This window comes from Nesterenkonia aurantiaca (genome assembly GCF_004364585.1).
GTDB lineage: Bacteria > Actinomycetota > Actinomycetes > Actinomycetales > Micrococcaceae > Nesterenkonia > Nesterenkonia aurantiaca.
Genome location: NZ_SOAN01000006.1, coordinates 39,008 through 63,558, shown reverse-complemented (window position 1 = coordinate 63,558; position 24,551 = coordinate 39,008). Strand labels below are relative to the sequence as shown.

General features: G+C 68.5%; 23 protein-coding genes and 1 tRNA gene. 10 read left to right on the top strand and 14 right to left on the bottom strand.

Translation table 11 applies throughout. From position 1 onward, the window contains the following. Positions 1-40 precede the first annotated feature (40 nt). Positions 41-1,177, top strand: coding sequence for a VIT1/CCC1 transporter family protein (locus EV640_RS08635; RefSeq protein ID WP_036473156.1), 1,137 nt, complete (start codon positions 41-43; stop codon positions 1,175-1,177). Positions 1,178-1,304: 127 nt separating this feature from the next. Further along, positions 1,305-1,757 (top strand): pyridoxamine 5'-phosphate oxidase family protein, encoded by a 453-nt coding sequence (locus EV640_RS08630; RefSeq protein WP_036473154.1) that lies wholly within the window; start codon positions 1,305-1,307, stop codon positions 1,755-1,757. Between the two features lie 102 nt (positions 1,758-1,859). Here the strand turns inward: EV640_RS08630 and sucD are convergent, their stop codons facing one another. The 3 genes from sucD to EV640_RS08615 form a co-directional block, all read right to left on the bottom strand. Next, on the bottom strand, positions 1,860-2,774 hold the full coding sequence (gene sucD, locus EV640_RS08625; RefSeq protein ID WP_036473150.1) for a succinate--CoA ligase subunit alpha: 915 nt from the start codon (positions 2,772-2,774) through the stop codon (positions 1,860-1,862). A gap of 15 nt (positions 2,775-2,789) precedes the next feature. Further along, positions 2,790-3,968 carry an ADP-forming succinate--CoA ligase subunit beta gene (sucC, locus tag EV640_RS08620; RefSeq protein WP_036473148.1) on the bottom strand — a complete coding sequence of 393 codons (1,179 nt, stop codon included), beginning with the start codon at positions 3,966-3,968 and terminating at the stop codon, positions 2,790-2,792. Positions 3,969-4,041: 73 nt separating this feature from the next. Further along, positions 4,042-6,759: an ATP-dependent helicase gene (locus tag EV640_RS08615; RefSeq protein ID WP_133726284.1), complete on the bottom strand. Its 2,718-nt coding sequence runs from the start codon at positions 6,757-6,759 to the stop codon at positions 4,042-4,044. 99 nt (positions 6,760-6,858) lie between these two features. On the opposite strand from EV640_RS08615, the gene EV640_RS08610 reads away from it, so the two are divergent. From EV640_RS08610 to EV640_RS08600, 4 genes are all read left to right on the top strand, one after another. Next, on the top strand, positions 6,859-7,587 hold the full coding sequence (locus EV640_RS08610) for a hypothetical protein (RefSeq protein WP_133726283.1): 729 nt from the start codon (positions 6,859-6,861) through the stop codon (positions 7,585-7,587). A 93-nt stretch (positions 7,588-7,680) separates the two neighbouring features. After that, positions 7,681-7,756: transfer RNA gene (locus EV640_RS08605), tRNA-Arg, on the top strand. A gap of 250 nt (positions 7,757-8,006) precedes the next feature. After that, a complete protein-coding gene (locus tag EV640_RS13590) occupies positions 8,007-8,156 on the top strand; it encodes a hypothetical protein (protein WP_166645895.1) in 150 nt (49 codons plus the stop codon). 580 nt (positions 8,157-8,736) lie between these two features. After that, complete coding sequence (locus EV640_RS08600) at positions 8,737-9,858, top strand: alkene reductase (protein ID WP_133726282.1); 1,122 nt, start codon at positions 8,737-8,739, stop codon at positions 9,856-9,858. Between the two features lie 26 nt (positions 9,859-9,884). On the opposite strand, the gene EV640_RS08595 is transcribed toward EV640_RS08600, so the two are convergent. From EV640_RS08595 to EV640_RS08555, 9 genes are all read right to left on the bottom strand, one after another. Further along, positions 9,885-11,165 (bottom strand): endo-1,4-beta-xylanase, encoded by a 1,281-nt coding sequence (locus EV640_RS08595; RefSeq protein ID WP_133726281.1) that lies wholly within the window; start codon positions 11,163-11,165, stop codon positions 9,885-9,887. A gap of 223 nt (positions 11,166-11,388) precedes the next feature. Next, on the bottom strand, positions 11,389-11,592 hold the full coding sequence (locus EV640_RS08590) for a cold-shock protein (RefSeq protein WP_036473143.1): 204 nt from the start codon (positions 11,590-11,592) through the stop codon (positions 11,389-11,391). Positions 11,593-11,798: 206 nt separating this feature from the next. Continuing rightward, entirely contained in the window at positions 11,799-12,635 is an 837-nt protein-coding gene (fdhD, locus tag EV640_RS08585; protein ID WP_133726280.1) for a formate dehydrogenase accessory sulfurtransferase FdhD, read from the bottom strand. Further along, a complete protein-coding gene (locus EV640_RS08580) occupies positions 12,623-13,867 on the bottom strand; it encodes a molybdopterin molybdotransferase MoeA (RefSeq protein WP_133726279.1) in 1,245 nt (414 codons plus the stop codon). Before EV640_RS08580 ends, fdhD begins: the two co-directional genes overlap by 13 nt. 17 nt (positions 13,868-13,884) lie before the next feature. Then, positions 13,885-14,175, bottom strand: a complete 291-nt coding sequence (locus tag EV640_RS08575) for a DUF6457 domain-containing protein (RefSeq protein WP_036473138.1) — start codon at positions 14,173-14,175, stop codon at positions 13,885-13,887. Between the two features lie 48 nt (positions 14,176-14,223). Then, complete coding sequence (locus tag EV640_RS08570; RefSeq protein WP_051500748.1) at positions 14,224-14,976, bottom strand: NTP transferase domain-containing protein; 753 nt, start codon at positions 14,974-14,976, stop codon at positions 14,224-14,226. After that, entirely contained in the window at positions 14,960-15,460 is a 501-nt protein-coding gene (locus tag EV640_RS08565; RefSeq protein ID WP_036473135.1) for an HNH endonuclease, read from the bottom strand. Before EV640_RS08565 ends, EV640_RS08570 begins: the two co-directional genes overlap by 17 nt. A 251-nt stretch (positions 15,461-15,711) precedes the next feature. Then, the gene (locus tag EV640_RS08560) at positions 15,712-16,797 is read right to left on the bottom strand and encodes a C40 family peptidase (protein WP_133726278.1); all 1,086 of its coding nucleotides are present in this window, start codon (positions 16,795-16,797) and stop codon (positions 15,712-15,714) included. 453 nt (positions 16,798-17,250) lie between these two features. Beyond that, entirely contained in the window at positions 17,251-17,979 is a 729-nt protein-coding gene (locus tag EV640_RS08555) for an iron-dependent transcriptional repressor DtxR (protein ID WP_036473132.1), read from the bottom strand. A 181-nt stretch (positions 17,980-18,160) separates the two neighbouring features. On the opposite strand from EV640_RS08555, the gene serC reads away from it, so the two are divergent. Then, on the top strand, positions 18,161-19,276 hold the full coding sequence (gene serC / locus EV640_RS08550) for a phosphoserine transaminase (protein ID WP_036473130.1): 1,116 nt from the start codon (positions 18,161-18,163) through the stop codon (positions 19,274-19,276). A 25-nt stretch (positions 19,277-19,301) separates the two neighbouring features. Here serC and EV640_RS08545 read toward each other — a convergent pair whose 3' ends face one another. Continuing rightward, complete coding sequence (locus EV640_RS08545) at positions 19,302-19,787, bottom strand: DUF3027 domain-containing protein (RefSeq protein ID WP_051500746.1); 486 nt, start codon at positions 19,785-19,787, stop codon at positions 19,302-19,304. A gap of 2 nt (positions 19,788-19,789) precedes the next feature. Next, positions 19,790-20,173: a cold-shock protein gene (locus tag EV640_RS08540; RefSeq protein WP_036473128.1), complete on the bottom strand. Its 384-nt coding sequence runs from the start codon at positions 20,171-20,173 to the stop codon at positions 19,790-19,792. Between the two features lie 125 nt (positions 20,174-20,298). Between EV640_RS08540 and EV640_RS08535 the strand changes: the two genes are divergently transcribed. From EV640_RS08535 to EV640_RS08525, 3 genes are read left to right on the top strand one after another with little or no spacing between them, the layout of a single operon-like run. Then, entirely contained in the window at positions 20,299-20,565 is a 267-nt protein-coding gene (locus EV640_RS08535) for a hypothetical protein (RefSeq protein ID WP_051500745.1), read from the top strand. Position 20,566: 1 nt separating this feature from the next. Continuing rightward, on the top strand, positions 20,567-22,861 hold the full coding sequence (locus tag EV640_RS08530) for a helicase-associated domain-containing protein (protein ID WP_133726277.1): 2,295 nt from the start codon (positions 20,567-20,569) through the stop codon (positions 22,859-22,861). Next, positions 22,854-24,512 carry a DNA repair helicase XPB gene (locus EV640_RS08525; protein WP_036473120.1) on the top strand — a complete coding sequence of 553 codons (1,659 nt, stop codon included), beginning with the start codon at positions 22,854-22,856 and terminating at the stop codon, positions 24,510-24,512. The genes EV640_RS08530 and EV640_RS08525 overlap by 8 nt, the downstream gene beginning before the upstream one ends. Positions 24,513-24,551 lie beyond the last annotated feature (39 nt).

The window sequence follows — 24,551 nt, the reverse complement described above, 5'->3', positions numbered from 1 at the left end:
CGAGGTCCGCGGCGACCGAAGATCGGGAAGACTGAGCTCAATGAGCTCCCCCGATCCCGCAGACCACTCGGCTGACCCGAGTGCGTCACACACGCAGAACCCCGCCCCGACCCCGCGGCAGATCCGCCGGTGGCGTAGATACCTCGCCGATGAGCAGGCCGAGGGGCGGCTCTATACCGCTCTCGCGGAGCGCAAGCGCGGTGAGGAGCGCCAGATCCTGCTTGGCCTGGCCGCTGCGGAGAAGCGCCATGAGCTGCATTGGCGGGAGCTCTTGGGACCCGACGCCGAACGGCTGCCCGCCCCCTCGGCCCACCGGGTGCTGCTGGGCTGGATGGCGCGGATCTTCGGGTCGGTGTTCATCCTGGCGCTGGCCCAGCGCGCCGAGGGCGGCTCACCCTATGACGACGACGACGACGCGACCGCCCGGATGGCCGCCGATGAGGCCATTCATGAGGAGGTCGTCCGGGCCCTGGCCACCCGCGGCCGGGAGAAGCTCTCCGGGGGGTTCCGCGCGGCGGTCTTCGGCGCCAACGACGGCCTGGTCTCGAACCTGGCCCTGATCGTGGGCATGGGCGGGACCGGCGTCGGGACCGGCGTCATCCTGCTCACCGGTATCGCGGGGCTGCTGGCCGGGGCGCTCTCGATGGCCGCCGGTGAGTACGTCTCGGTGCGCAGCCAGCGCGAGCTGCTCGACGCCACCCGACCCACTCAGGTCACCCTGCGCGCCGCTCCGGACCTCGATTTCGACCACAACGAGCTGATCCTGGTCTATCGGGCCCGCGGCATGAGCGAGGCCGACGCCGAGCACCGTGCGCTCGAGCGGCTCGACGTCTTCGCCTGTGACTGCAAGCCCGAGCTCTCCCACGATCCGGGGGAGCCCGCCGATGCCCACGCCGCCGTCGGTTCGGCCTGGCACGCCGCAGGGTCCAGCTTCGTCTTCTTCGCGGTCGGGGCGACCATTCCGGTGCTGCCGTATCTCCTGGGAGCCGAAGGGGCCTCCGCGATCATCATCGCCAGTGCGCTGGTCGGGGTCGCGCTGCTGGGCACCGGCGCCATCGTGGGGCTGCTCTCCGGGGCCTCACCGGTCAAGCGCGGGCTGCGCCAGCTGGGCATCGGCCTCGGGGCAGCCGCAGTGACGTATCTCCTGGGTTCGCTCCTCGGGGTCACCGTGGTCTGATCAATGGGCTCCTCAGCGCTGGATCCATGGCCTGATCCGGTCCCGGCCGACTCTGCTGCGCGCTGTGGACACGGTCTAGACTCGGTGGTGCACAGTGAGGTGCATCACCGGCTGGAAGGCGGCGACGATGTTTGAACACCCTGAGGGCGAACCGGTCCTGGTACTGAGCGAGGACCAGTGCTGGAGTCTGTTGGAACGCGTTGCGCATGGCCGCCTGGTGACCGTGGTGGGCGGGCGGGCCGATATCTTCCCGGTCAACTGCGCGGTCCAGGACCGCTCGATCGTGCTGCGCACCGCGCCGGGCTCGAAGCTCGCCGAGATGGCGGTCAATGAGAGCGTGGTCTTCGAGGCCGATGGGATCCTCTCCGATCAGGCCTGGTCCGTGGTGCTGCGCGGCACGGCCACCCGCCTGGAGACCTCCGCCGAACGGGAGGCGGCCGAGGAGCTGAACCTGAAGCCCTGGGTCCCGACCATCAAGGACTTCTTCGTGCGGATCCGTCCCGAGGAGATCAGCGGCCGGCATTTCCAGTTCGGCGAGCATCCCGAGCGGGAGCTGGGCGAGGGCTCCGAGGGCGGCTGAGGCCGGGGTCGACACCTGGCCCGCTCCGGCAGGGCGCACAGACGAGGACGGGGCCGCCCCTGATGATCAGGAACGGCCCCGCACTGCGGTGTGGATCAGGCCTCAGCCCTTGAAGACCTCGCGAAGCAGCGCAGCGGTCTCGGACGGCGTCTTGCCGACCTTCACCCCTGCGGCCTCCAGTGCCTCCTTCTTGCCTTCAGCCGTGCCCGAGCCGCCGGAGACGATGGCGCCGGCGTGGCCCATGGTCTTGCCCTCGGGTGCGGTGAAGCCAGCCACGTAGCCCACGACGGGTTTGGTGACATGAGCCTTGATGTAGTCGGCTGCGCGCTCTTCAGCGTCGCCGCCGATCTCGCCGATCATCACGATGGCCTTGGTCTCCGGATCGTTCTCAAAGGCCTCCAGCGCATCGATGTGGGTGGTGCCGATGACTGGGTCACCGCCGATGCCGATGGAGGTGGAGAAGCCGATGTCGCGAAGCTCGTACATCATCTGGTAGGTCAGCGTCCCGGACTTCGAGACCAGACCGATGGGCCCGGCTTCGGTGATGTTGGACGGGGTGATGCCTGCCAGCGCCTGACCCGGGGTGATGATGCCGGGGCAGTTCGGGCCGATGATCCGGGTGACGGGCTTGCCGTCGGCACCGGTCTTGGTCAGCGAGAGGTTGAAGAACTCCGCGGAGTCCTGCACCGGGATGCCCTCGGTGATGACCACGAGCAGGCCGATGCCGGCTTCGATGGCCTCCACGGCGGCGTCCTTGGCGAACTTCGGCGGCACGAAGGCCACCGAGACGTCGGCGCCGGTCTTCTCCATGGCCTCGGCCACGGAGGCGAACACGGGCAGCTCGACATCATTGCCGGCCTTGTCCTTGTGGGACACGGCGGTGCCGGCCTTGCGAGCATTCACTCCACCGACGATGTTGGTGCCTGCTTTGAGCATCAGGGCGGTGTGCTTGGTGCCCTCGCCGCCGGTGATGCCCTGGACGATGACCTTGGAGTCCTTGTTCAGGTAGATAGACATTGTGTGAGCAGGTCCTTACTTGTCAGTCCGCGCGGAGTGCGCAAGTTCGGCGGCCTTGTCGGCGCCGGCGTCCATGGTGTCAGCGGTGGTGACGAGCGGGTGGTTCGCCGCTTCGAGAATGCGGCGTCCCTCCTCCACGTTGTTGCCGTCGAGGCGGACCACGAGCGGCTTGGTGGCGGAGTCCCCGAGGATCTCCAGGGCCTTCACGATGCCGTTGGCCACAGCGTCGCAGGAGGTGATGCCGCCGAAGACGTTGACGAACACGGACTCGACCTGCTCGTCACCGAGGATGACGTCAAGGCCGTTGGCCATGACCTCGGCCGAGGCGCCGCCGCCGATGTCGAGGAAGTTCGCGGGCTTCACGCCGCCGTGGGCCTCGCCTGCGTAGGCCACGACGTCCAGGGTGGACATGACCAGACCGGCGCCGTTGCCGATGATGCCGACCTGACCGTCAAGCTTGACGTAGTTCAGATCGTTGGCCTTGGCCTTGGCCTCCAGCGGGTCCTCGGTCTGCTCGTCGACGAGCTCCGCGTGTGCCGGCTGACGGAACTCGGCGTTCTCGTCGATGGTGACCTTGCCGTCGAGCGCGATGATCTGCCCGTCGCCGGTCTTCACCAGCGGGTTCACCTCGACCAGGGTGGCGTCCTCCTTGGAGAAGACGTTCCACAGCTGGATGAACGCGTGGCTCAGCTGCTCGTGCTGGTCTTCAGGGAATCCGGCCTGCTCAGCGATCTCCTTGGCCTTGGCCGCATCGATGCCGGTGTTCGGATCGACGCTCACCCGGGCCAGCGCCTCGGGGCGCTCGACGGCGAGCTGCTCGATCTCCACGCCGCCCTCCTTGGAGCACATGACGAGGTAGTCGCGGTTGGCGCGGTCCAGCAGGATCGAGAAGTAGTACTCATCTGCAATGTCTGCACCCTGGGCGATCATCACGCGGTGCACGGTGTGCCCCTTGATGTCCATGCCCAGAATGGCTTCAGCATGCTGCTGCGCTTCATCGGCGCTCTTGGCAAGTTTGACGCCGCCGGCTTTGCCGCGGCCTCCGACCTTTACCTGAGCCTTGACGACGACGACGCCACCGATCTTCTCGGCGGCCGCCTTCGCTTCTTCCGGGGTCTGCGCCACGATTCCGGCCAGCACGGGAACACCGTGTGCCTCGAAGAGATCGCGCGCCTGGTACTCATACAGGTCCACGTGTGTGTCCTTCTACGTCGAAGTCATCTCTACATGTGAAGGCCGACGGCGCGGCGCGCTTCACGCGCAGCGCTCAGCTGACCTTCTCCAGTGGAGCATATCGCAGGAGGAGTCGCTTCTCGGACCCGGCGAAGCTCACCTTGGCCACGGTCTTGGCGCCGGTTCCTTCGACCGCGAGCACCTCACCGACCCCGAAGCGCTTGTGGCTGACCCGGTCTCCGGGGCTCAGACTGGGGATCTCACGATCCGGATCCACCTGGCTCGGCGCCGCGCCACGGGTGGCCCCGGGCAGCGAGGAGGAGGTCTTCGAGCTGTCGGCCGCGCCGTAGATGGTCGCGCCGGACCGCGGTGCACCGGCGCCGTAGGAATTCGACCCCGAGCCCCAGCCGCCGCTGAGGCTGCCCGCGCCACCCTGGATGGAACCGCCGAACCCTGGGGAGCCGAATCGGGGGCCGCGCGAGGAGGTGGAGGACCCGGCGCTGACCTCGATGAGCTCCTCGGGGATCTCTCCGAGGAACTGGCTCGGCGGGTTGAACTGGTGCTGGCCCCACAGGTGCCGGGACTCGGCTCGTGAGAGGTAGAGCCGCTGCCGGGCGCGGGTCAGACCCACGTAGGCCAGCCGGCGCTCCTCGGCGAGCTCCTCGGGATCTGACATCGACCGCGAATGCGGGAAGATCCCGTGTTCCATGCCGGTGAGGAAGACCACCGGGAACTCGAGGCCCTTCGCGGTGTGCAGGGTCATCAGGGTGACCTGTCCCTGCTCCACAGCTAGCCGCTGGGACTCCTCGTCACCGGCCGAGGGGATCGCGTCGGCGTCGGCGACCAGGGAGACCTGCTCCAGGAAGTTCGCCAGTGCACCGGGGCCCTCCTGCGGCTCTGCCCCGGCGAGACCTGCCTCGCCCTGCGCCGTGGACCCGGCCTCGGTCTCGAGGAAGTCATCACCTTGGACGACTCCCCCGGCGGTGTCCCCGGCGGTGTCCCCGGCGGTGTCTCTCGCCGAGTCAGCCGCGGCGGCCTCGGTCTCATACTCCTTGACCACCGCCACCAGCTCGCCGAGGTTGTCCGCCCGGGACTCGTCCTGGAGGTCCTTGGACTGGCGCAGCGCTTCGAGCATGCCGGACTGTTCCAACACGGCTTCGAGCACCACCGAGGGCCGGCCGTCCTGGTTGAGCTGGATCAGGTCATCGATCATCCGCACGAAGGAGGCGATCGCCTTCAGCGAGCGGGTCGCGATCCCGGGGGCCTCCTCGGCTCGGCGCAGCGCCTCCAGGAAGGTGGTGCGGTCCCGGGTGGCCAGCGTGGCCACGGCACCCTCGGCGCGCTCCCCGATCCCGCGTTTGGGCTCGTTGAGGATCCGGCGCAGGTTGACGTCGTCGTCGGGGTTGTTGACCACCCGCAGGTAGGCCAGCGCGTCCTTGATCTCTTTGCGGTCGTAGAACCGAGTGCCGCCGATGACCCGATACGGGATGCCGCGGTTGATCAGCCGTTCCTCCAGCGAGCGCGACTGCGCGTTGGTCCGGTAGAACACGGCGACGTCTGAGGGCCTGATCCCGTGCTCGTCACCGAGCGAGTCGATGGTGCGCGCGATCCACTCGGCCTCATCGTTCTCCGAGGGGGCCACGTGAAGCACCACCGGAGAGCCCTCGCCGAGCGCGGTCCAGAGCTTCTTCTCGGTCCGGTTCGGGTTCTGCGAGATCACCGCGTTCGCGGCGTTGAGGATGGTCTGCGTGGAGCGGTAGTTCTGCTCCAGCTTGATCGTGGTGGCGTCGGGGTAGTCACGCGCGAACTCCACGATGTTGCGGATATCGGCGCCGCGGAAGGCGTAGATGGACTGGTCCGAGTCACCCACCACGGTCAGCTCCGCCCCGGGCGTGGGCACCTGGGCCATGGCGTCCGCGGTGGTCTCGGTGGAGCCGGCAGGACTGGTGGGGCCGGTGAGCTGGCGGACCAGTCGGTACTGGGCGTGGTTGGTGTCCTGGTACTCATCGACCAGCACGTGGCGGAATCGCCGACGGTAGCTGTCCAGGATCCGCGGGAAGGCGTCGAACATGTAGACGGTCTCGGCGAGCAGGTCGTCGAAATCGTAGGCGTTGGCCGCGCGAAGCCGTTCGCTGTACTCCCGGTAGACGGTGGCGACCGCTTCGGAGAACGGCTCGTGGGCCGCGGTGGACTGGAACTGGTCGGCGTCGATGAGTTCGTTCTTCAGCGCGGAGATCTTGTTCTTCAGCGCCCGCGGGGCGAACCGCTTCGGGTCCAGGTCGTGGGACTTCGCGATGGTGGTGATCAGCCGCAGCGAATCGGCGCTGTCGTAGATCGTGAATGTGGTTCGGCGCCCCAGATGGGCGGCCTCCGCGCGCAGGATGCGCACACAGGAGGAGTGGAAGGTGGAGATCCACATGCGCTCAGCAGGCGGCCCGATCATCTCCGCGATACGGTCCTTCATCTCTCGGGCGGCCTTGTTGGTGAAGGTGATCGCCAGGATCTCGTGCGGGCGGGCGGACCCGCTGCGCAGCAGGTGCACCACCCGGCGGGTCAGCACCCGGGTCTTGCCGGAGCCGGCTCCGGCGACGATCAGCAGCGGGGAGCCCGAGTGCAGCACGGCCGCCTGCTGCTCCGGGTTCAACTCGGCCACCGCATCGGCGGGGGCCGGCGCGGCAGGCGCCTGGTCCTGCTGCAGCACAGCGGGGCCGCCGTCGTCCTGGGCGGCGGAGCTGGCTGCAGCGCTGGGGCCGGTGGGCCGGCGCGGACGATCGGCGGACGTGGCTTTCGGCGGGGTGAAGAGGAAATCCATGGTGGCCCCAGTCTAAGCGTCGGAGCTGACACCGACTCGGCGCGAGGGCGGGCGAACCTCTGCCAGACTGGAGGTGAAGCGGATCTATCCAGGAGGGTCATGTCCAAGCGGCGCAAGAAGGTGCGGGGCAACCCTGCACGTGAGGTCACGGAGCAGGAATCCTCAGGAGCCCCTGGAGCTCCGGGCGGGCTTCGGGCATTTCGTCAGGCACGCCGCGAGGGTCGAGACCTCTCCGTGACGCCGAAGCGTCGCGACGACGTCCAGGACGGGTACCTCAGTGCGGCCAGTCAGCGCGCCGGTGAGGGCACCGACTCCAACCCGCACCTGCTGCTCTACGCGCTCCTGGGGCTGACGGTCTTCCTCTTCGCCTATCTGCACCTCTATGCGCTGCCGCAGATGAACTATTTCGCCGGCGGCTTCTCGATGCCGGACAGCCGCCTGTTCGGCTATTCGGTGGATGACATCGAGCGGCTGCGCAACGTCATGGACTCCGACGCCACCGGTCAGCTCAGCTTCTTGCACCGCACCGCAGGCATCCTGTTCCCACTGTCCTTCCTGCTCTGCAGCTGGGCCGTGGTCGGGCTGGTCATGCGCCGCGGAGTCTTCCGCTGGTTCGTGCTCACCGGCGCGGCGCTCTTCGCGGCGCTGGACATCATCGAGAACTTCCTGATCGATCGGATCCTCACCATGCAGCCGCTGGATGAGGGCCTCGTGGCGGTCGCCTCGGGATTCACCATGGCCAGCTGGGCGCTGTTGATCATTCTGGGGGCCGTGGTGATCAGTGCCGTAGTGATGAGCCTGTTCCGCCGGGGCTTGGAACGACCCTAGGCCCAGGCCAGCCGCAGAGACCCGGCGCCGCAGGTAGGATGGTGCGGTGCCGCGCTGGACTCACGGCATCCGCCGGTGATCCTCACCGCGCAGCCCTCCGTAGCTCAGGGGATAGAGCACCGCTCTCCTAAAGCGGGTGTCGCAGGTTCGAATCCTGCCGGGGGGACCAGAAGAACCACTGGTCAGCGCCTTGTGTCACCGAGTTGACCGCTCTTCGCCTCTGATTCAGGTGGCCGACTCCACCCTGGACGTGAAAGACGACGGCACAGCTTGTCGGTCAAGGGTTCGCCTGGCCAGGATTCCTCACCGGTGGCACGCAGACCATCCGGAGACCTCCGAGCGGGTGCAGTGTCGCAGAACACATCTACAGTAGACCTAGCCGGCCCGCTCAGGACCGGGGCTACCTAGAGGAGAGCGACATGTCCGAGACCAATTTCCAGGATGAGGTCCTGCACAAGCTTCGGTCGCTGGAAGAGTCGATCCAGAGACTCGAAGGCGAACTACGTCTGGTCAAGAACTACCAGCAGGGCTTGGGAGACGAACACACGGACTACACGACTCGAGGCTGAGTCACGCAACAGCGTGGGTACTGGTGTATTGCTGTAGATCTGGTGAGAGGGCCGGCCCTGATGACCGGCCCTCTCGCATGTCCTGACGGCACCAGAGATGCACCTTTCCTCGAATCACGTGTGCACAGGGTCGATTCCTCCCGGGGCGTCCCAGATCAGAGGCCGAGATGGCGCTGCAGCGTCTCTGCCCGCTCGGCTCGCCCGATCAGCCGGTAGGCCGGGAGCATTCCTCCGGGCGTGCCATCTTCAGGCCCCTCCACGCATGGCCCGGTCTGGCCGGAATGGTCACGACGCGACCGTTCGGCTCCAGGGCAAAGCCGGTCAGCACGTCGATGCTGTGATCACCGGCCTCGATCCCGGCATCGCTCAGCGCTGCCTGCAGCCTGGTCACCGTCTGTTAGCGGCGGGATCGATAGGGCCGCCGGGGGCAGGGATCCATGGGCCCGGGATATCGCCGTCGAATGTGACCTTGCCCCGGATCAGGAATCGAAGCCCTCCGCTCGCGGTTGCTCTGGGAAGAACAGATCGGGCGGCTCTGGAACGAACCGCGCCGAGAACCTCGCAGACAAGGACCCGCTCCATGACTTCTTCCGCCCAGGCCAGCCAGGTGCAGGACCAGCTCTTCTCGCCGCTCTCCCTCGGTGCCATCGAGCTGCGCAACCGGCTTGTGATGGCTCCGCTGACCCGCATCCGCGCCGGCGAGGACGGGGTGCCCAACCAGATGATGGTCGAGTACTACACCCAGCGCGCGTCGCTCGGCCTGATCGTCACCGAGGGCACCTTCCCGGTGATGGAGGGCCGCACCTGGATCGGGCAGCCCGGCCTGGAGACCGCCGAGCAGGTCGCCGGCTGGCGCAAGGTCACCGAGTCGGTGCACGCCGCCGGGGGCAAGATCATCGCCCAGATCATGCATGGCGGGCGGATCGGTCATGAGCTGATCTCGGGCACCGGCCGCGTCGTTGCGCCCAGCGCTCTCGCCGCCCCTGGCGAGATCCGCACGCCTGAGGGCAAGGCGCCGCACCCGGTGCCGCATGCGCTGAGCGCCGAGGAGGTCGCACAGACCATCGCCGACTTCACCCAGGCCTCGCGCAACGCCATCGAGGCGGGCTTCGACGGGGTGCAGCTCCACGGTGCCAACGGCTACCTGCTCCACGAGTTCACCGCCCCGGGCTCCAACACCCGCACCGACGGCTACGGCGGATCCCCGGAGAACCGGGCCCGGCTCTCGGTGGAGGTCGCGGCCTCGGTGTCTGAGGCGATCGGCGCGGACCGCACCGGCATCCGGCTCTCCCCGCAGCACAACATCCAGGGCGCGATGGAAGAGGACCACCAGGACGCGCTGGCCACCTACCGTTCCATGGCCGAAGGCTTCGCCCCACTCGGGCTCAACCACATCGATGTGCTCAACGCGGACCCCGCGAGCGAGATCGTGCAGCTGATCCGCACGGTCTCCGGCGCCCCGCTGATCGCCAACTCCGGCTTCGGCGTGCAGACCACGCGGGACGAGGCCGTCCGGCTGGTGGAGCAGGATCTGGCCGAGGCGGTGGGCGTGGGCCGCTCCGCCATCGCCAACCCGGATCTGGCCCGGCGCTGGGAGCTGGGGCTGGAGGAGAACCAGCCCGATCCCACCACGTTCTACGTGGGCGGCGAGCGCGGCTACACCGATTACCCGGCGCTGGAAGACGCGACCCTGAAGAACTGACCCGCGCAGACCTGGGCGCAGGTGATTCAGGCGAGTGGCAGGCGCAGACCCAGGTGCGCCGCACCCGGCGCGTGGATCGTCAGCGGGGCGATGGCGCCGTCGAGTTCGACCTCGTAGTCGCCGAGGAACCCTTCGAACTGCAGGCGCCCTGCCTCATCCGTGCGCAGCGGCGTCTCGGGCATCCACCACTCCCCCTTGATCAGCTGGTGCAGCCTGTCATAGGCCGGTTTGGAGGTGCCGTCCCGGCGGAGCAGACCGCCGGGCGCATTGAGCCACATGTCCTTGTCCGGCAGACCCCAGTAGGTCAGTGACTCCACAGACGGATGCCCCAGCAGACGGCGGTAGTGGGCCTCGACCTCTTCGGCCTGGCGCGCCTCGCCCTCCTCGGTGGAGGGCCACGCTTCAGGCGAGACCTGCCAGTCGTTGAGGTCAGAGATGTCGGCGGGCACGGGGGTGCCGGAGAGGATCGTGGTCTCGGTGAAGTGGATCGGGATGTTGTAGCGGGAGAAGCGCTCCAGCACGCGCAGCGTCTGCTCCTCCCCCCAGGTGCCCTGGTGCATATGAGACTGCAGACCTAGCCGGTCGATCTGGATCCCTGCCTCCAGGGCCGCCTCGATGAGGCACTCGTAGGCGGTGGACATGTCGAAGTCATTGAGCAGCAGCGTGATGTTTGGGTTGGCCGCCCGCGCCTCCTCGAAGGCCAGCCGCATCATCGCCACTCGCCCCTTCTGGCGGGCCAGTGTGGTCACCCCGTTCGGCTCCACGGGGAACACCGGCATGATGACGACCTCGTTGATCGCGTCCCAGGTGTCGATCACCCCGGCGAAGTCCCGGACCTCGCGGCGGATCCGATCACGCAGCGCCTGGTCGATCTCCTCGACCTCCAGCTCCATCAGCCACGGCGGGCTCAGCGTGTGCCAGAGCAGCGGATGGCCCTTGACTCCGATGCCGCGGTCCTTGAACCATCGCGCGGCCGCCAGCAGCTCGGCGGTCTTCGGTTCGCCGCGGACCGCTTCGAACCGGCCCCCGTAGAAGGGCAGCGTGGCCCTGTTGAACAGCGCGAGCCAGCGCTGGGCGACCGCGGCGTCCGCGGCGGCATCCTGGGAGCGTCCATTGATCCAGTCGATCAGCTCGAACCCGATGCAGCCGAACCCGAAGGCGTGGTCACGCTGGCGCACCAACACGTCCCGGTCGGCGAGCGGGGCACCGGTGGCGTCGCTGAGGGTGAGCGTGGTCTGGGACCGGCGGTGCGCCAGACTCGGGTCATAGCTGCGGGAAGGTGCCGGGGCGGTGAACAGCGAGGTCATGGCTCAAGTCTGCCATGCCCCTGTGATCTAGTGCACAGAAGCGCATCGGAGACGCCGGCCTGCTCGCCGTCGACCGCGCAGACCCCGGGCATGCAAGAAGACCGGCCCCCTGATCTCGCTGATGCGAGTTCAGGGGGCCGGTCTCTGTGAGGTTCTGTTCATCGAACCCGAGATGCTCAGCTTCAGAAGGCTATGCAGCCATCCTCAGCGAACTTAGTGAAGCTCAGAGGGGGTTGACGTTCTCAGCCTGAAGACCCTTGGGGCCGCGGGCGGTCTCGAACTCAACCTTCTGGTTCTCCTCGAGGGAACGGAAGCCGGAAGTGGTGATCGCGCTGAAGTGCACGAAGACATCGTCTGAACCGTCTTCGGGGGCAATGAAACCATAGCCCTTTTCAGCGTTGAACCATTTAACTGTGCCTGTAGCCATGATGTTTCCTTAATATACTTGCTCTTGCTACGCATCGATCTCACGATGCATGTTCCGCAGTCAACCTGGCCGGTCGATTGCGGTGACCACTTGGGCGACCGCATAGGTGTAGAAGCCCTTGTAGTACTCCGTCAGCCTACGCTAATAATCGGCTGGGGTCACTACCGGTCTCGATGAGGGCTCGTGATCCGGCCTGCGCGCCGTGGTCATGGCTGCTCGTCCGGCATCTCGACGCGTTGGAAGTGGGCGTAGAGGTTGATGGACCCGCCGCGGGAGAACCCGGCCAAGGTCAGCCCGGAGCGGTCGGCGAGGTCCACCGCCAACGAGGACGGCGCCCCCACCGCGCTGAGCATCTCGATCCCGGCCAGGGCCGCCTTCTGCACGAGCTCGAAGGAAGCCCGCCCGGAGACCTGCAGCACGGTGCCGCTCAGCGGGAGCCGGCCCTGAGTCAGGGCCCATCCGACCACCTTATCCACGGCGTTGTGCCGCCCGACATCCTCCCGCAGGCACAGCAGCGTGCCCGCAGCGTCGAACAGCCCGGCGGCATGGACTCCCCCGGTCTTGCCGAACAGCGCCTGGCTCTCGCGCATCAGCTCTGGCAGCGCGAGCAGCGTCTCCTGGTTGAGCTGCAGCATCTCGGGCATGCGTGGCGGCAGGGTCTTCTCCACCGCGTCGATGGAGGTGGTTCCGCAGATCCCGCAGGCGGAGGTGGTCAGGACATTGCGGGTGCGCAGCAGCGAGGTCGGGGCCAGAGCGGGATCGAGCTCGGCGTCGATGACGTTATAGGTCTGATTCCCCTGCTCGTCGGTGCCGGCGCAGTAGCGCAGGCTGCGCAGGTGGTCCTGGGAGCTGATGATCCCCTCGGCGACCAGGAACCCGGCGACCAGTTCGAAGTCATGCCCGGGGGTGCGCATGGTCACGGTGAAGGACTCCCCGGCCAGGCGCAGCTCCAGCGGCTCTTCCACAGCGAGCAGGTCGACCTTGCTGCGGGTGCCGCCCGCACGCAGGGTGATCACGCGCCGGCGATCGGTCAGTCGTCCCATTCGAAATCTTCTCCTCGTTGTCCAGGCACCAAGAGGCAGTCCACCGGATCCCCGGGTGCCAGTCCGCCTTCGGGCACGATCGCCAGTGCCTCTGACTGGGCCAGGCCGCGCATCATGTGAGAGCGACTGTGGCCGGCGGGCAGCACGCCCTTGGGGCCGCGCCGCACGGGCAACAGCCGGACGCCGCGCCGCGCCGCCGGGAGCCGGGCTCCCGCGGTGAGGCCCACGGTGGGCGTGCGCTCCGCGGCGGGGATTCCGCGCAGTGCACGCAGCAGCGGCACTCCCAGCGCGGTCAGCGCGGAGAATCCGGCCAACGGGTTCCCGGGCAGACCGAGCAGGTACAGGGGCTCCTTGCGGCGGGACAGTCGAGCCAGAAGGACCGGGTGACCTGGACGCATATCCACGGAGTCCACGGTGAGCTCGGCGCCGAGGGCGTGCAGGGCCGGTCGCAGCGCATCCGCGCGGGAGTGCGCGGTGCCGCCGCTGGTGACGATCAGGTCGACGCTCCCGACCTCGGAGATCTGCCGGAGTGTGGCGGCAAGTGTCTCGGGATCGTCGCCGAGCCGCTGGGTTGTCACCGCGGCGGCTCCCATCTCGTGGAGCATCTGTGGCAGCGCCAGACCGAAGACGTCACGCACCTCACCGGGTGCCGGCATCCCGCTGGTGGTGACCTCCGCGCCGGTGAGCACCAGGTGCACGCGTGGGCGGCGGATGACCGTGACGTGGTCATGTCCGGCGACGGCGGCGACGGCGGCTCGCGCCGGGGTGAGCACCGCCCCAGCTGGCACCAACTGGTCTTCGGCGCGGCATTCCGCACCGGCGGGGCGGACATTACGCTGCGGGGCGGTGTCGGGGCTGGTGCTCAGGGCTCGGAGCCGAGGCCCGTCGGTGATCCCGTGCTCGGTGCGCAGCACCGCATGGGTCCCCGTTGGGACCACGGAGCCGGTGAGCACCTCGGTGGCTTCTCCTGGCAGCAGCGGGGCCGGTCGGTCTGCGGGGCTCTGTGCCTGCTCGGGGCGCAGCGCCCACTCGGGCCCCCCGGTCGAGCTTCGCAGCGGGTCTGCGGCCAGTGCCCATCCGTCCATGGCGGAGGTTGAGGCATGCGGGATGTCCTGCAGCGCCCGGACCGGGTCCAGCAGCACGCCGCCTATGGCCTCCTGGAGGCTCAGCCGGTCAGCGGCCAGCGGACCAGCGGCGGCCGCTCGCTCCCGAGCCTGCGTCAAAGTGATCATCGCGGTGCGGGGCTGTGTCAACCCACAGCTCCGGATCGGCGTTCGAGCAGCTGTGCCGCGACCCGGGAGGCGGCGCGGGAGGCGGTCTGGAAATCTGCCTGCCCGGTGGCCTCGGCCAACCCGGCGACGTAGCCGATGAGGTAGGTGGTCACCGGCGCCGCAGGGCGGACCACGGTGTGCGCCGCCTGGCCGGCCAGGGCCAGGACGGCGTCGATGTCGATCTCGATGCCGTCGACCTCGAGGTGATGCGCGAGCTCCTTGATCCAGAGCTCGATGGACTCATGCGATTGCGCTGCTTCTGCCGACATGGCGACTCCTTGATTGACACTGCTCCCAGAGTCTCACAACCGAGCACCTCAGGGCAGGCGCATTCCGAGCCGCTGGGCGTCATGAAGCGTGTCCACGTCCTCGCTGACTTCGGGCGGGGCCACCGGCCGGCGCAGCGTCGCGGCCTCCTCCAGGCCTTGCAGCAACCATCGGAGCGGACGGTCCTCGGCCTCGGAGGGTGAGAGCGCTGCGACCCGGCCGAGAAGCCAGTCGGTGGGCACGGCGCTGCTGAGGTATTGCTGCCGACCCGAAGCATCACGGGGCAGCACCGCGATGGGCGCGTCGACGTCGAGCTTCTCGGAATGGGTCTTCTCGACGTCGGGCTTCTCGAGCTCGCCGAGGAGCCAGTCCAGAAGAGCGGCAGGCTCGGTCAGGTCGACCGCCAGCAGCAGGGTCCATCGGGTAGGGACAGCGCCTGCACCTTCACTCTTGGCAGACCCGGCGCTGCCAACGGACTCCGGGTCTGGCCCGAGGCGTTGCAGCGCGGCGGCTCCGGCGAGGACTCCCGCGGCCGGCCCCGCGAAGCCGGGGGCCTCGCGCACCAGCGGGACCGAGCCAGGGATCAGCGGTTCCAGTGCCGGTGGGCCCACCACCACGGTGGCGATGTCTCGACCCTGGAGCTCCTGGATCCAACGTTCGATCTGAGTCTGAGCTCCGCGACGGAGCAGAGCCTTGTCCACCCCGCCCAGTCTGCTCCCGCGTCCTCCGGCGAGCAGGATCGCGGAGATCGCAGACCCCGCGGCCGCGGCTGCGCCGGGGCGAAGCTCAGTGCGAGGAGGCATGGCTCAGGAATGGCATCCAAGCGTCCCGGGGTGCGTCGAGCTCCACCGGCATCCAGACGTGATGAGGGGGTGCCTGGGGCGTGATGCCCAGGGTCCAGCCGAGCTCATCCAGGGTCTTGCTGCCCTTGCGCGCGTTGCAGGTCCCACAGCAGGCGACCAGGTTCTCCCAGCTGGAGTCTCCGCCGCGGGCCCGCGGAATCACATGGTCCACCGTGGCGGCGGGCCGGGCGCAGTAGGTGCACTGACGACCGTCGCGGCGCAGGATGCTTCTTCGTGACGGCGCCGCAGGTCGCCGGCGGGAGACTCTGACGTAATGGTGCAACAGGATCACCGCCGGACGTGGGACCAGCGAGGAGGGGGTGGTGATCGGAGCGTGGTCCTCGGCAAGCACGCTGGCCTTGCCGTGCATGACCAGCACGGCGGCGCGGCGTGAGGTGACCACGCTCAGCGGCTCGTAGCCTGCGTTGAGCACCAGTGTTCGCATATCGGGGCTCCCGTGCGTTCACCCCTGCTCGTCGTGCTGCCGGTCGGTGCGCCTCAGCGCGCTTCTCGGCGCGGTCCTCACAGGGTTCCACAGCGTTCTGCTCTGCCTGTACAGGCTCAATATAGACCGTGGCGAGCATGATGCCCACTTGATGACGTGGCGTCCGGGGACACGAACGCCGCAGGGCGCGATCCCGATGAGGATCGCGCCCTGCGGCCGAGGTGTGTTGCACCGCCTAGGCGGCAGAAGCGTCAGTTGGCGCTGAGGTACATCGTGTTGGACCAGTACGGGGAGTCCAGCGGGTACTGGATGGTGCCCACGCGAGGGTTGTTCGCGCCGATGAGCTGGCCGTTGCCGACGTAGATCGCAGCGTGGCTGCCGCCGTTCTGGATGACGATGTCGCCCGGGGAGGGCGAGGAGACCTGGCGCATGGAACCCATCATGGCGTAGGTGCTGCGGGGAACCGAGACGCCAGCCTGGTTGTAGGCCCAGTTGATGAAGCCGGAGCAGTCCCAACCCGAAGTAGGTGAGGTGCCACCGAAGGAGTAGGGGTTGCCGAGGCCGGCGTAGGCTGCGCCCACGATCGAGCCGTTGCCGCCGCTGGAGGATGCCGGGGCGTCGTTCTGTGCGGAAGACGTGGAGGCGACCTGGGTGTTGCCCTGGGACTGCTGACCGGTGTTGGACTGCGCCTGCTGGGTCTCGGGCTCGGGTGCCGGTGCAGGCTCAGGTGCCGGTGCGGGAGCCGGTGCAGGCTCAGGTGCAGGCTCGGGTGCCGGTGCCGGTGCAGGCTCAGGTGCCGGTGCGGGCTCAGGAGCCGGTGCAGGCTCAGGAGCCGGTGCCGGTGCCGGTGCCGGTGCCGGTGCAGGCTCAGGAGCCGGTGCCGGTGCCGGTGCAGGCTCAGGTGCCGGTGCGGGCTCAGGAGCCGGTGCAGGCTCAGGTGCCGGAGCGGGAGCCGGTGCAGGCTCAGGTGCCGGAGCGGGAGCCGGTGCAGGCTCAGGTGCCGGAGCGGGAGCCGGTGCAGGCTCAGGTGCCGGAGTGGAGGTCACGACGGGACGGTCGAAGGAAAGCTTGGCGTCCTGGGCTGCGAACACCGTGACGGCGGAGGTGGTGCTGGCGCGCTCCACGCTGAGGCCGGAGGCGTTCACGTCCAGGGTGGTGACCTCGGGGGTCTGGATGTCGGTGCCGGCGTTCGCGGCGACTCCCGAGGAGATCACCAGGCCGGATGCTGCGACGGCAGCTGCCGCGCCGCGCCCGAAGGTGCCGGCGTTGGATGCCACGGCCTTGGCCAGTGAAGGCTTGGCCTGGCGGCGCCGGTCACGGCGTGAGACGAAAGTCATGTCTGTCACTTTTCTGGAAACCTCTCCCTGTAGTTGCGGGGCCGCCTCAGTGAAGTGCAAGCCGGGAAGCTCACGTTCTTCAGGTCTCGATCGACCGCGATGCCCCGCACCCTGCCTTGCGGTAGTTTTCGTGCTCCGGTCAGCGGCAGGAGAAGATCTGACGGAGGCGCTGCGACTTCGGACATCGGCCGCGAACACGAGTACGACGTTATAACAGATCGATAAAATTGTCACGCTCAGGTCACGGTCGGTGCAGAAAACTACTGAGGACCCGGCATGAGACACAGGTCGCCACACCTGAGGGATGCCTCGAAATTCTTTATAATCCCTTGTCAGAGACGAATATCGGGATCCTCGACAGGACACGACGAGTCCAAGCGGCGTATGTCATTTCGTGACAATGTGCGTCATCTCACCGTGACATTGCCGTGTTGGAAGGCCCCGGGAGGGCGTTCAGGAGGTCGATGACACTTCCACGAACAGGTGCTGGGCGACTTCCAGCGGCAGCTCGACCTCCAGCTGCTCGTCGGGCGCGATCACGACCTCCAGCATGACGTAGGCCTGATTCACCCCTCGCAGCCGCAGGGCCCCGCCGGGGCGCAGTCCCGCCTCGAGCAGCTGCTCCAGGACCTCGGGCTCCATCTGGATCGACTCCGCCAGGCGCTTGACGATCCACAGCGAATCGTCTCGCCCTTCCGGATCTGCCTCGGCCGCGTGGCGCATAGTGATCTTCGTCGGCACCGGGGGCTGCTCCGAGAGCACCACCCCGAGCTGGTCGAGGCCAGGGATGGGATTGCCGTAGGGCGATTCCACCGGTGACTGCAGGATCTCCACCAGTCGACGTTCCACTCGCTCGCTCATCACGTGCTCCCAGCGGCAGGCCTCTTCGTGGATGTACTGCCATTCCAGTCCGATCACGTCGGAGAGCAGGCGTTCGGCCAGTCGATGCTTGCGCATCACCTGCACCGCGAGGTCTCGGCCGGACTCGGTGAACTGCAGTCGACGGTCCGTGGTGAGCACCAGCAGCCCGTCACGCTCCATGCGCGCCACCGTCTGGGACACCGTGGGCCCGGAGTGCTCGAGCCGCTCGGCGATCCGGGCACGCAGCGGCACGATCCCCTCTTCCTCGAGATCAAGGATCGTGCGCAGATACATCTCGGTGGTGTCGATCAGATCGGTCACGTGTGACTCACTCTCCTGCGCCGAGCCTTGATAACGTGAGCCTCGGCGCTGTTCGTCCTGGTGGAAGCAGCTGCTGTACAGCATAGTTCCGCACCGGAACCCCTCGGCAACGACGCTGACCGATGCGACCGCCCAGGCCAGCTCCTGGGCCCACCGCCGCTCACCGATCTAGGAGTCTCCCATGTCCCAGCGCGTCACCATTCCGCACGAGATGCTTCCGCAGGACGGCCGCTTCGGCGCCGGGCCCTCCAAGGTGCGTTCCGCGCAGGTCGAGGCGCTCTCAGCGGCCGGCCGGGAGCTGCTGGGCACCTCCCACCGGCAGGCCCCGGTCAAGAAGCTGGTCGGTGAGGTGCGTGAGGGGCTGCACACCTTCTTCGGCGCCCCGGCGGGCTATGAGCTGATCCTCGGCGTGGGCGGCTCCACAGCCTTCTGGGACATCGCATCCTTCTGCCTGGTGGAGAAGCGGGCTCAGCACCTGTCTTTCGGCGAGTTCGGCTCCAAGTTCGCCAAGGCCACGGACACCGCCCCCTTCCTCGACGCCTCCAGCATCCTCACCTCCGCGGCGGGGACCCTGCCCGCGCCGGTGGCGGAGCCGGGCGTGGATGCCTACGCCTGGCCGCATAATGAGACCTCCACCGGAGTCGCGGCCCCGGTCAAACGGGTCCAGGGGGCCGACGACGGCGCACTGGTGCTCATCGACGGGACCTCCGCCGCCGGCGGGCTGGCGGTAGACGTCACCGAGACCGATGCGTATTACTTCGGTCCGCAGAAGAACTTCGCCTCCGACGGCGGGCTGTGGCTGGCCATGATGTCTCCAGCGGCCCTGGAGCGCGCCGAGAAGCTTGCGGCCGCCCGCTGGGTTCCGGAATTCCTGCAGCTGAGCACGGCGATCGAGAACTCACGCAAGAACCAGACCTATAACACCCCGGCCCTGGCGACGCTGGTCACGCTCAATGAGCAGGTCCGCTGGCTCAACGAGCTCGGCGGAATGGACTTCGCCGCCGCCCGCACGGCAGATTCCGCGGGGCGGGTCTACGCCTGGGCCGAAGCCCATGAGCTGGCCCAGCCCTTCGTCGCAGATCCGGCGGAGCGCTCGAATGTGATCACCACGGTGGACTTCGCCGAAGAGGTGGATGCCGCCGAAGTGGCCAAGACGCTGCGCGCCCACGGGATCGTCGACGTCGAGCCGTACCGCAAGCTCGGTCGCAATCAGCTGCGCATCGCGACGTTCACCGCCATCGAGCCCGAGGACGTGACTCGGCTGCTTCACTGCATCGACCACGTGCTGGGTCACTGACCCGATTCATCGAAGCGGGGCAGGCTCAGGCCTCGTCGGCTTCGGCCTGCTCCGCCTTGTGAGCCTGCCGCTCCTCGTCGTTCATACGCTCCAGCCAGGGCACCCATTCGGGAGCGATGAGCGCGTCCTCGCCCGGAAGCAGACCGATCTCGCAGACGGTGACCAGCTTGGCACGGGGTGCGCGGGCCACGGTGACGAACCACTCCCAGCCTCGGTATCCAGATTTCTCCGCGGCGAAGCGGTGCGTGAGCAGCCGGTCCCCCTCGGCGGTGACCCCGAGGTGAGCTCCCACCTGCTCGGGGTCGGCGATCTCGTAGAGCGCGTCGTGGGCGAGGTCGACGGCCTCAGCCAGGAGCGCATCCAGCTTCGGCTTGCCGGGACGGCGCGTCCGGGCCGCCGGCTCGGGCCTGGTCTTCACCGCGCTGGACTGCTTGGCGGCGGTGTGATCTGCACTGGACTGCTCGGGACCGGACTGCTCGCCGGTGGCCGGCTCGGGGGTCTGTTCAGTCATGATCAGGCGTCAAACTCATCGGCCACGCGGCGCAGCATCGCAGCGATCTTCTTCGACTGCGCGGTCTGCGGGTAGTGCCCGTTGCGCAGCGCTCCAGTTGAGTTCTCCAAGACGTTGACCAGATCCTGGACCAGCTCGGCCATCTCGTCGGCAGGCTTGCGGGTGGCGCGGGCCACGGAGGGAGCCTCCTCGAGCAGCCGCACCGACAGCGCCTGCTTGCCGCGCCTGCCGTCGGCGATGCCGTACTCCATGCGTGCGCCCGCTTTGACGCTGGGCACTCCCGCCGGCAGGGCAGAAGAGTGCAGGAAGACCTCTTGGCCGTCATCTGAAGTCAGGAACCCGAAGCCCTTCTCGGCGTCGAACCACTTCACTTTCCCGGTTGGCACGGTGCGCTTACCTCATGAATCGCTGGAGACGGATACTGATGATCAAGGCCTCTAGAGTACCGCCGTCCGTGCTGGAGCCCGAACTTGGGCGCCGGACTCCCGGAGCTGCGCGGTAGAATCGCCGCATGTCCTCCACGACGAGCGCCGCTCATGGCGCGCACCGGCGCAGCGGCTCCCGTCCGGCCCAGGCGCTGCTCTGGTCCGGGGTGCTCATCACCGCACTGTCCGGGATCGCCCTGCTGGTCATCCTGAGCCTGTACTTCATGGAGACCGATCCGCACCCGGCGTTCTATGTCGCAGCTCTCTGGGGCTTTCCGCTGGGGTTCGCGCTGCTGATCGCGTTTCTGCTGCTCTCGGTGAACCGGCGCCGCCGCGGCACCGGCATCGGCTGAAGTGTCCCTGCTCAGCCTGGAAGCCCTGCTTGCGCGCCTTGAGACCTGGGACGAAGACCGCCTGGCGAGGCTGCTGCGGCTTCGCCCTGACCTGCTGGCGCCCAGCCCGCAGGATCTGACCACGCTGGCCGTGCGGGTGGGGTCTGAGGCCAGCATCCGCACCCATCTGCAGCGCCTGGATGCCGCGACGCTCGGCGCCGCCGTGACCCTCGCCCGCGCCGCGGCGCAGGCTCCAGACCTGGCGCAGGCAGACCCGGGGCAGGAACCAGACCCTGCCGCCGTGGAGGCTCTGCACGCCGCGGGACTCTTCTTCAGCGAGATCGGTTCGGCGCAGAGCCTGGCGACACCGGCTCGGCTTCCGCACATCATCGATTCGCTCACCGCGCATCTTCCGGAGCTCGCCGGCACCCTCGCGGCTGACTCCGCGCCGAGGCCCAGTCCGGCCAGCGCCTCGGCCGCCGTGATCGAGAACGCGTCGCTGGCCGCCATCACCGAGCTGCTCGACGACGTCGCGGAGCTGCTTGCGCTGCTCGCCGCCTCCCCCGCCACCACACTGCGCACCGGTGGGGTCGGCATGCGCGAACTGCGCCGAATCGCCGCAGCCTCCGCGCGCTGGGGACCTCCCGTCTCCTCGAGCTCCGCCCGAGGCCGCACAAGCGCGGGCACCCTCGGGGCTCTGACCGGCACCGATGCCAGCGTCGGAGAGATCGGTTGGCTCTTGGAGCTGACGGCCGCCTGCGGACTCATCGAGCTCGCCGACGGGCAGTCCTGGTCCCCGGGGCGGTTCGCGCAGCAATGGGGAGCCGCGGCGCGCCAGCATCAGCACCAGCTGCTGGTCTCCGGATGGCTGTTGGCACCCCGCGCGCCGATGCTCCTGCGCGGACCCCACCCCAGCAGTCGGATCGCCCCGACGCTGGGCCTGGACCGCCAGCGCGGGGACGCCGAGCAGCTGCGGCGCGCGCTGCTGGAGACCGCAAGAGGGCTCATCGAGGAGCCCTCCGGACCTGAGGGACAGCTCTACGCGCTGAACCTGCCCGAGGATGACCTGCCGGGCCCCGACGCGTTGACCGGCGCGCTGCCACGCCGACTCGCCGCGCGGCGGCCGCTGCTGAGCGCGCGCGTCATGCACCTTCTGCCCTGGCTGATGCGCGAGGCCGAACGGCTGGGCCTCTTCGCCGTGGGGACGCTGAGCACCGCAGGGGATGCGCTGCTCGAGGGTTCGCTGCCGCGGGAGGCTGTGCGCCAAGACCCCGCGCCGAGCGCCGGCGCGCGCTGGCGACCGGGTCTCAGCCGCCTCGCCGAGCGGCTGGCATCCACCATGCCTGCCCAGGTGGACACCATCCTGGTCCAGTCGGACCTGACCGCGATCGCCACCGGCGCGCTCTCCCCCGACAGCGCCGCGGCGCTGGCCGATTTCGCCCAGCGCGAGGGACACGGGGCCGTGCCGACCTTCCGGTTCAGCCCCGAATCGCTGCACCGCGGCCTCACCCGGGGATGGACCGGGGCAGGGATGCTGACCTGGCTCGAGTCGCACAGCCTCACCGAGGTGCCAGCCGCGCTGCGGACCCAGGTCGAAGATGCTGCGCGCACCTGGCGCGGCGTGCAGATCGGAGAGGCCGGCGCCTGGCTGCGGGTCACCGACGCGGACCAGCGTGCGGCGATGCTGGCACATCCGGTGCTCGACGGACTCGGACTGCAGGTCCTGGCCGAGGACATCCTGATCTGCCGAGCCCCCGTTAAGGCGATGGAACAGGCGCTGACCGAGGCCGGCTTCAACACCGCGCGCCACACCGAGGCGGAACCCGAGAGTCACCGCCGCGAGCCCGCGGGCACATCGGCCGAGCACACCGCGTCCTGGGCGCTGGAGACCTCCCCCTGGGAGCAGTCTCCGGTGCGGATCACCAGCGCGGAGCCGGGCGAGCAGGATGAGAACCTGCTGCGCGCCACTGCTGCCGCGCTGCGGCAGGCCGGGCGGGCTGCGCCGTCGTCGTCCTCGGACTCCGCCGCGACCCAGGACGTGATCGGCACGCTGCGCTCGGCACTGGCCGGCCGGCGCGAGCTGACGCTGATCCGGGTCTCCCCGCAGGGCAGCACGCACCGGCTCACCGGAGTGCCCACCGGGATGAACGCCGGGCGGGTCAGGATCCGGGTGCGAGACGATCAGGGCGATGCCACGGTGATGCTGCACCGCATCGCCGCCGTCGAGGAGACCACGTCGCAAGAGACCCCACCGCAAGGGGGCTCCATGCAGGCATCTGCAGAGCACCCAGGCAACCTAGAGGAGAGCAATGGCTGATGGACCGCTGATCGTGCAGTCGGACAAGACCGTGCTGCTGGAGGTCGATCACCCCGCGGCCGATGCCGCCCGGCGAGCCGTTGCGGCCTTCGCGGATCTCGAGCGCGCACCGGAGCACATCCACACCTACCGGATCACCCCGCTGGGGCTCTGGAATGCTCGCGCCGCCGGGTTCGACGCCGAATACGTGGTCGACACCCTGCTCAACCACTCCCGATTCCCAGTGCCGCACGCGCTGCTGGTGGACATCGCCGAGACGATGAGCCGCTACGGGCGGCTGCGCCTGGAGAAGGACCCGGTCCATGGACTGGTGCTGCGCAGCCAGGAACCCGGCATCCTGAGCGAGGTGCGCCACGCCAAGACGCTGACCTCGCTGCTCGGGCCCGAGATCGATGAGAACACCGTGGCGGTGCACGGACAGGCCCGCGGCGAGCTCAAGCAGCAGCTGCTGCGGCTCGGCTGGCCCGCCGAGGACCTGGCCGGGTTCGTCGACGGCACCGCCCACCCGATAGCGCTGCGCCAGGAGGGCTGGGCGCTGCGCGGATATCAGCAGGAGGCGGTGGACAACTTCTGGCAGGCCGGCTCCGGCGTCGTCGTGCTGCCCTGCGGTGCCGGCAAGACGCTGGTCGGGGCCGCCGCGATGGCCACCTCCGGAACGATCACGCTGATCCTGGTGAACTCCACCGTCTCCGCCCGGCAGTGGAAGGCGGAGCTGCTCAAGCGCACCTCGCTCACCGAGGAGGAGATCGGCGAATACTCTGGTGCCAAGAAAGAGGTCCGTCCGGTCACCATCGCCACCTACCAGGTGCTCGCGGCCCGGCGCAACGAGCTCTTCACCCACCTGGAGCTGCTCAACGGCCACGACTGGGGACTGATCATCTACGACGAGGTCCACCTGCTGCCGGCCCCGATCTTCCGGATGACCGCGGACCTCCAGGCCCGCCGCCGGCTCGGCCTGACAGCGACGCTGGTCCGCGAGGACGGCCGGGAGCGCGAGGTGTTCTCGCTGATCGGACCCAAACGCTATGACACGCCTTGGAAGCAGATGGAGGCCCAGGGCTGGATCGCCCCTGCGACCTGCATCGAGGTGCGCACCGACATGCCGCGCAGCCTGCGGATGGAATATGCCTCCGCCGCAGACAAGGAAAGGCACCGGCTGGCTGCCGGGGCCGAGGTCAAGGACGCCGTGGTCGCCCGGCTGGTGGCCCGCCACAGGTATCTGGGCGAGCAGGTCCTGGTGATCGGCCAGTTCGTGGAGCAGCTTCAACGCCTCGGCGAGCAGCTGGGGGCTCCGGTGCTCACCGGATCGGCCTCCGTGGCCGCCCGGCAGAAGCAGTTCGACGCCTTCCGCGCCGGCGAGCTGGAGGTCCTGGTGGTCTCGAAGATCGCGAACTTCTCCATCGACCTGCCCCAGGCCTCCGTGGCGATCCAGGTCTCCGGCACCTTCGGGTCCCGCCAGGAGGAGGCGCAGCGCCTTGGACGGCTGCTGCGTCCCGGCAATGCCGTCGAGGGCGAGGATCCCAAGCGGGCGCACTTCTACTCGGTGGTCACCCGCGACACCGTGGACATGGAGTATGCGGCCCGCCGCCAGCGGTTCCTCTCCGAGCAGGGTTACGGGTACTCGATCCTCGACGCCGAAGACATCGTCTGAACCCACCGAGCCCTCAGCCTGCGATACAGAACCGAAGCA

What these genes read in the sequence shown, in the direction of transcription:
- EV640_RS08635 (WP_036473156.1), top strand. Translation starts at nt 41, where the DNA reads ATGAGCTCCCCCGATCCCGCAGACCACTCGGCTGACCCGAGTGCGTCA.
- EV640_RS08630 (WP_036473154.1), top strand. Translation starts at nt 1,305, where the DNA reads ATGTTTGAACACCCTGAGGGCGAACCGGTCCTGGTACTGAGCGAGGAC.
- sucD (WP_036473150.1), bottom strand. Translation starts at nt 2,774, where the DNA reads ATGTCTATCTACCTGAACAAGGACTCCAAGGTCATCGTCCAGGGCATC.
- EV640_RS08615 (WP_133726284.1), bottom strand. Translation starts at nt 6,759, where the DNA reads ATGGATTTCCTCTTCACCCCGCCGAAAGCCACGTCCGCCGATCGTCCG.
- EV640_RS08610 (WP_133726283.1), top strand. Translation starts at nt 6,859, where the DNA reads ATGTCCAAGCGGCGCAAGAAGGTGCGGGGCAACCCTGCACGTGAGGTC.
- EV640_RS13590 (WP_166645895.1), top strand. Translation starts at nt 8,007, where the DNA reads ATGTCCGAGACCAATTTCCAGGATGAGGTCCTGCACAAGCTTCGGTCG.
- EV640_RS08600 (WP_133726282.1), top strand. Translation starts at nt 8,737, where the DNA reads ATGACTTCTTCCGCCCAGGCCAGCCAGGTGCAGGACCAGCTCTTCTCG.
- EV640_RS08595 (WP_133726281.1), bottom strand. Translation starts at nt 11,165, where the DNA reads ATGACCTCGCTGTTCACCGCCCCGGCACCTTCCCGCAGCTATGACCCG.
- EV640_RS08590 (WP_036473143.1), bottom strand. Translation starts at nt 11,592, where the DNA reads ATGGCTACAGGCACAGTTAAATGGTTCAACGCTGAAAAGGGCTATGGT.
- fdhD (WP_133726280.1), bottom strand. Translation starts at nt 12,635, where the DNA reads ATGGGACGACTGACCGATCGCCGGCGCGTGATCACCCTGCGTGCGGGC.
- EV640_RS08580 (WP_133726279.1), bottom strand. Translation starts at nt 13,867, where the DNA reads ATGATCACTTTGACGCAGGCTCGGGAGCGAGCGGCCGCCGCTGGTCCG.
- EV640_RS08575 (WP_036473138.1), bottom strand. Translation starts at nt 14,175, where the DNA reads ATGTCGGCAGAAGCAGCGCAATCGCATGAGTCCATCGAGCTCTGGATC.
- EV640_RS08570 (WP_051500748.1), bottom strand. Translation starts at nt 14,976, where the DNA reads ATGCCTCCTCGCACTGAGCTTCGCCCCGGCGCAGCCGCGGCCGCGGGG.
- EV640_RS08565 (WP_036473135.1), bottom strand. Translation starts at nt 15,460, where the DNA reads ATGCGAACACTGGTGCTCAACGCAGGCTACGAGCCGCTGAGCGTGGTC.
- EV640_RS08560 (WP_133726278.1), bottom strand. Translation starts at nt 16,797, where the DNA reads ATGACTTTCGTCTCACGCCGTGACCGGCGCCGCCAGGCCAAGCCTTCA.
- serC (WP_036473130.1), top strand. Translation starts at nt 18,161, where the DNA reads ATGTCCCAGCGCGTCACCATTCCGCACGAGATGCTTCCGCAGGACGGC.
- EV640_RS08545 (WP_051500746.1), bottom strand. Translation starts at nt 19,787, where the DNA reads ATGACTGAACAGACCCCCGAGCCGGCCACCGGCGAGCAGTCCGGTCCC.
- EV640_RS08535 (WP_051500745.1), top strand. Translation starts at nt 20,299, where the DNA reads ATGTCCTCCACGACGAGCGCCGCTCATGGCGCGCACCGGCGCAGCGGC.
- EV640_RS08525 (WP_036473120.1), top strand. Translation starts at nt 22,854, where the DNA reads ATGGCTGATGGACCGCTGATCGTGCAGTCGGACAAGACCGTGCTGCTG.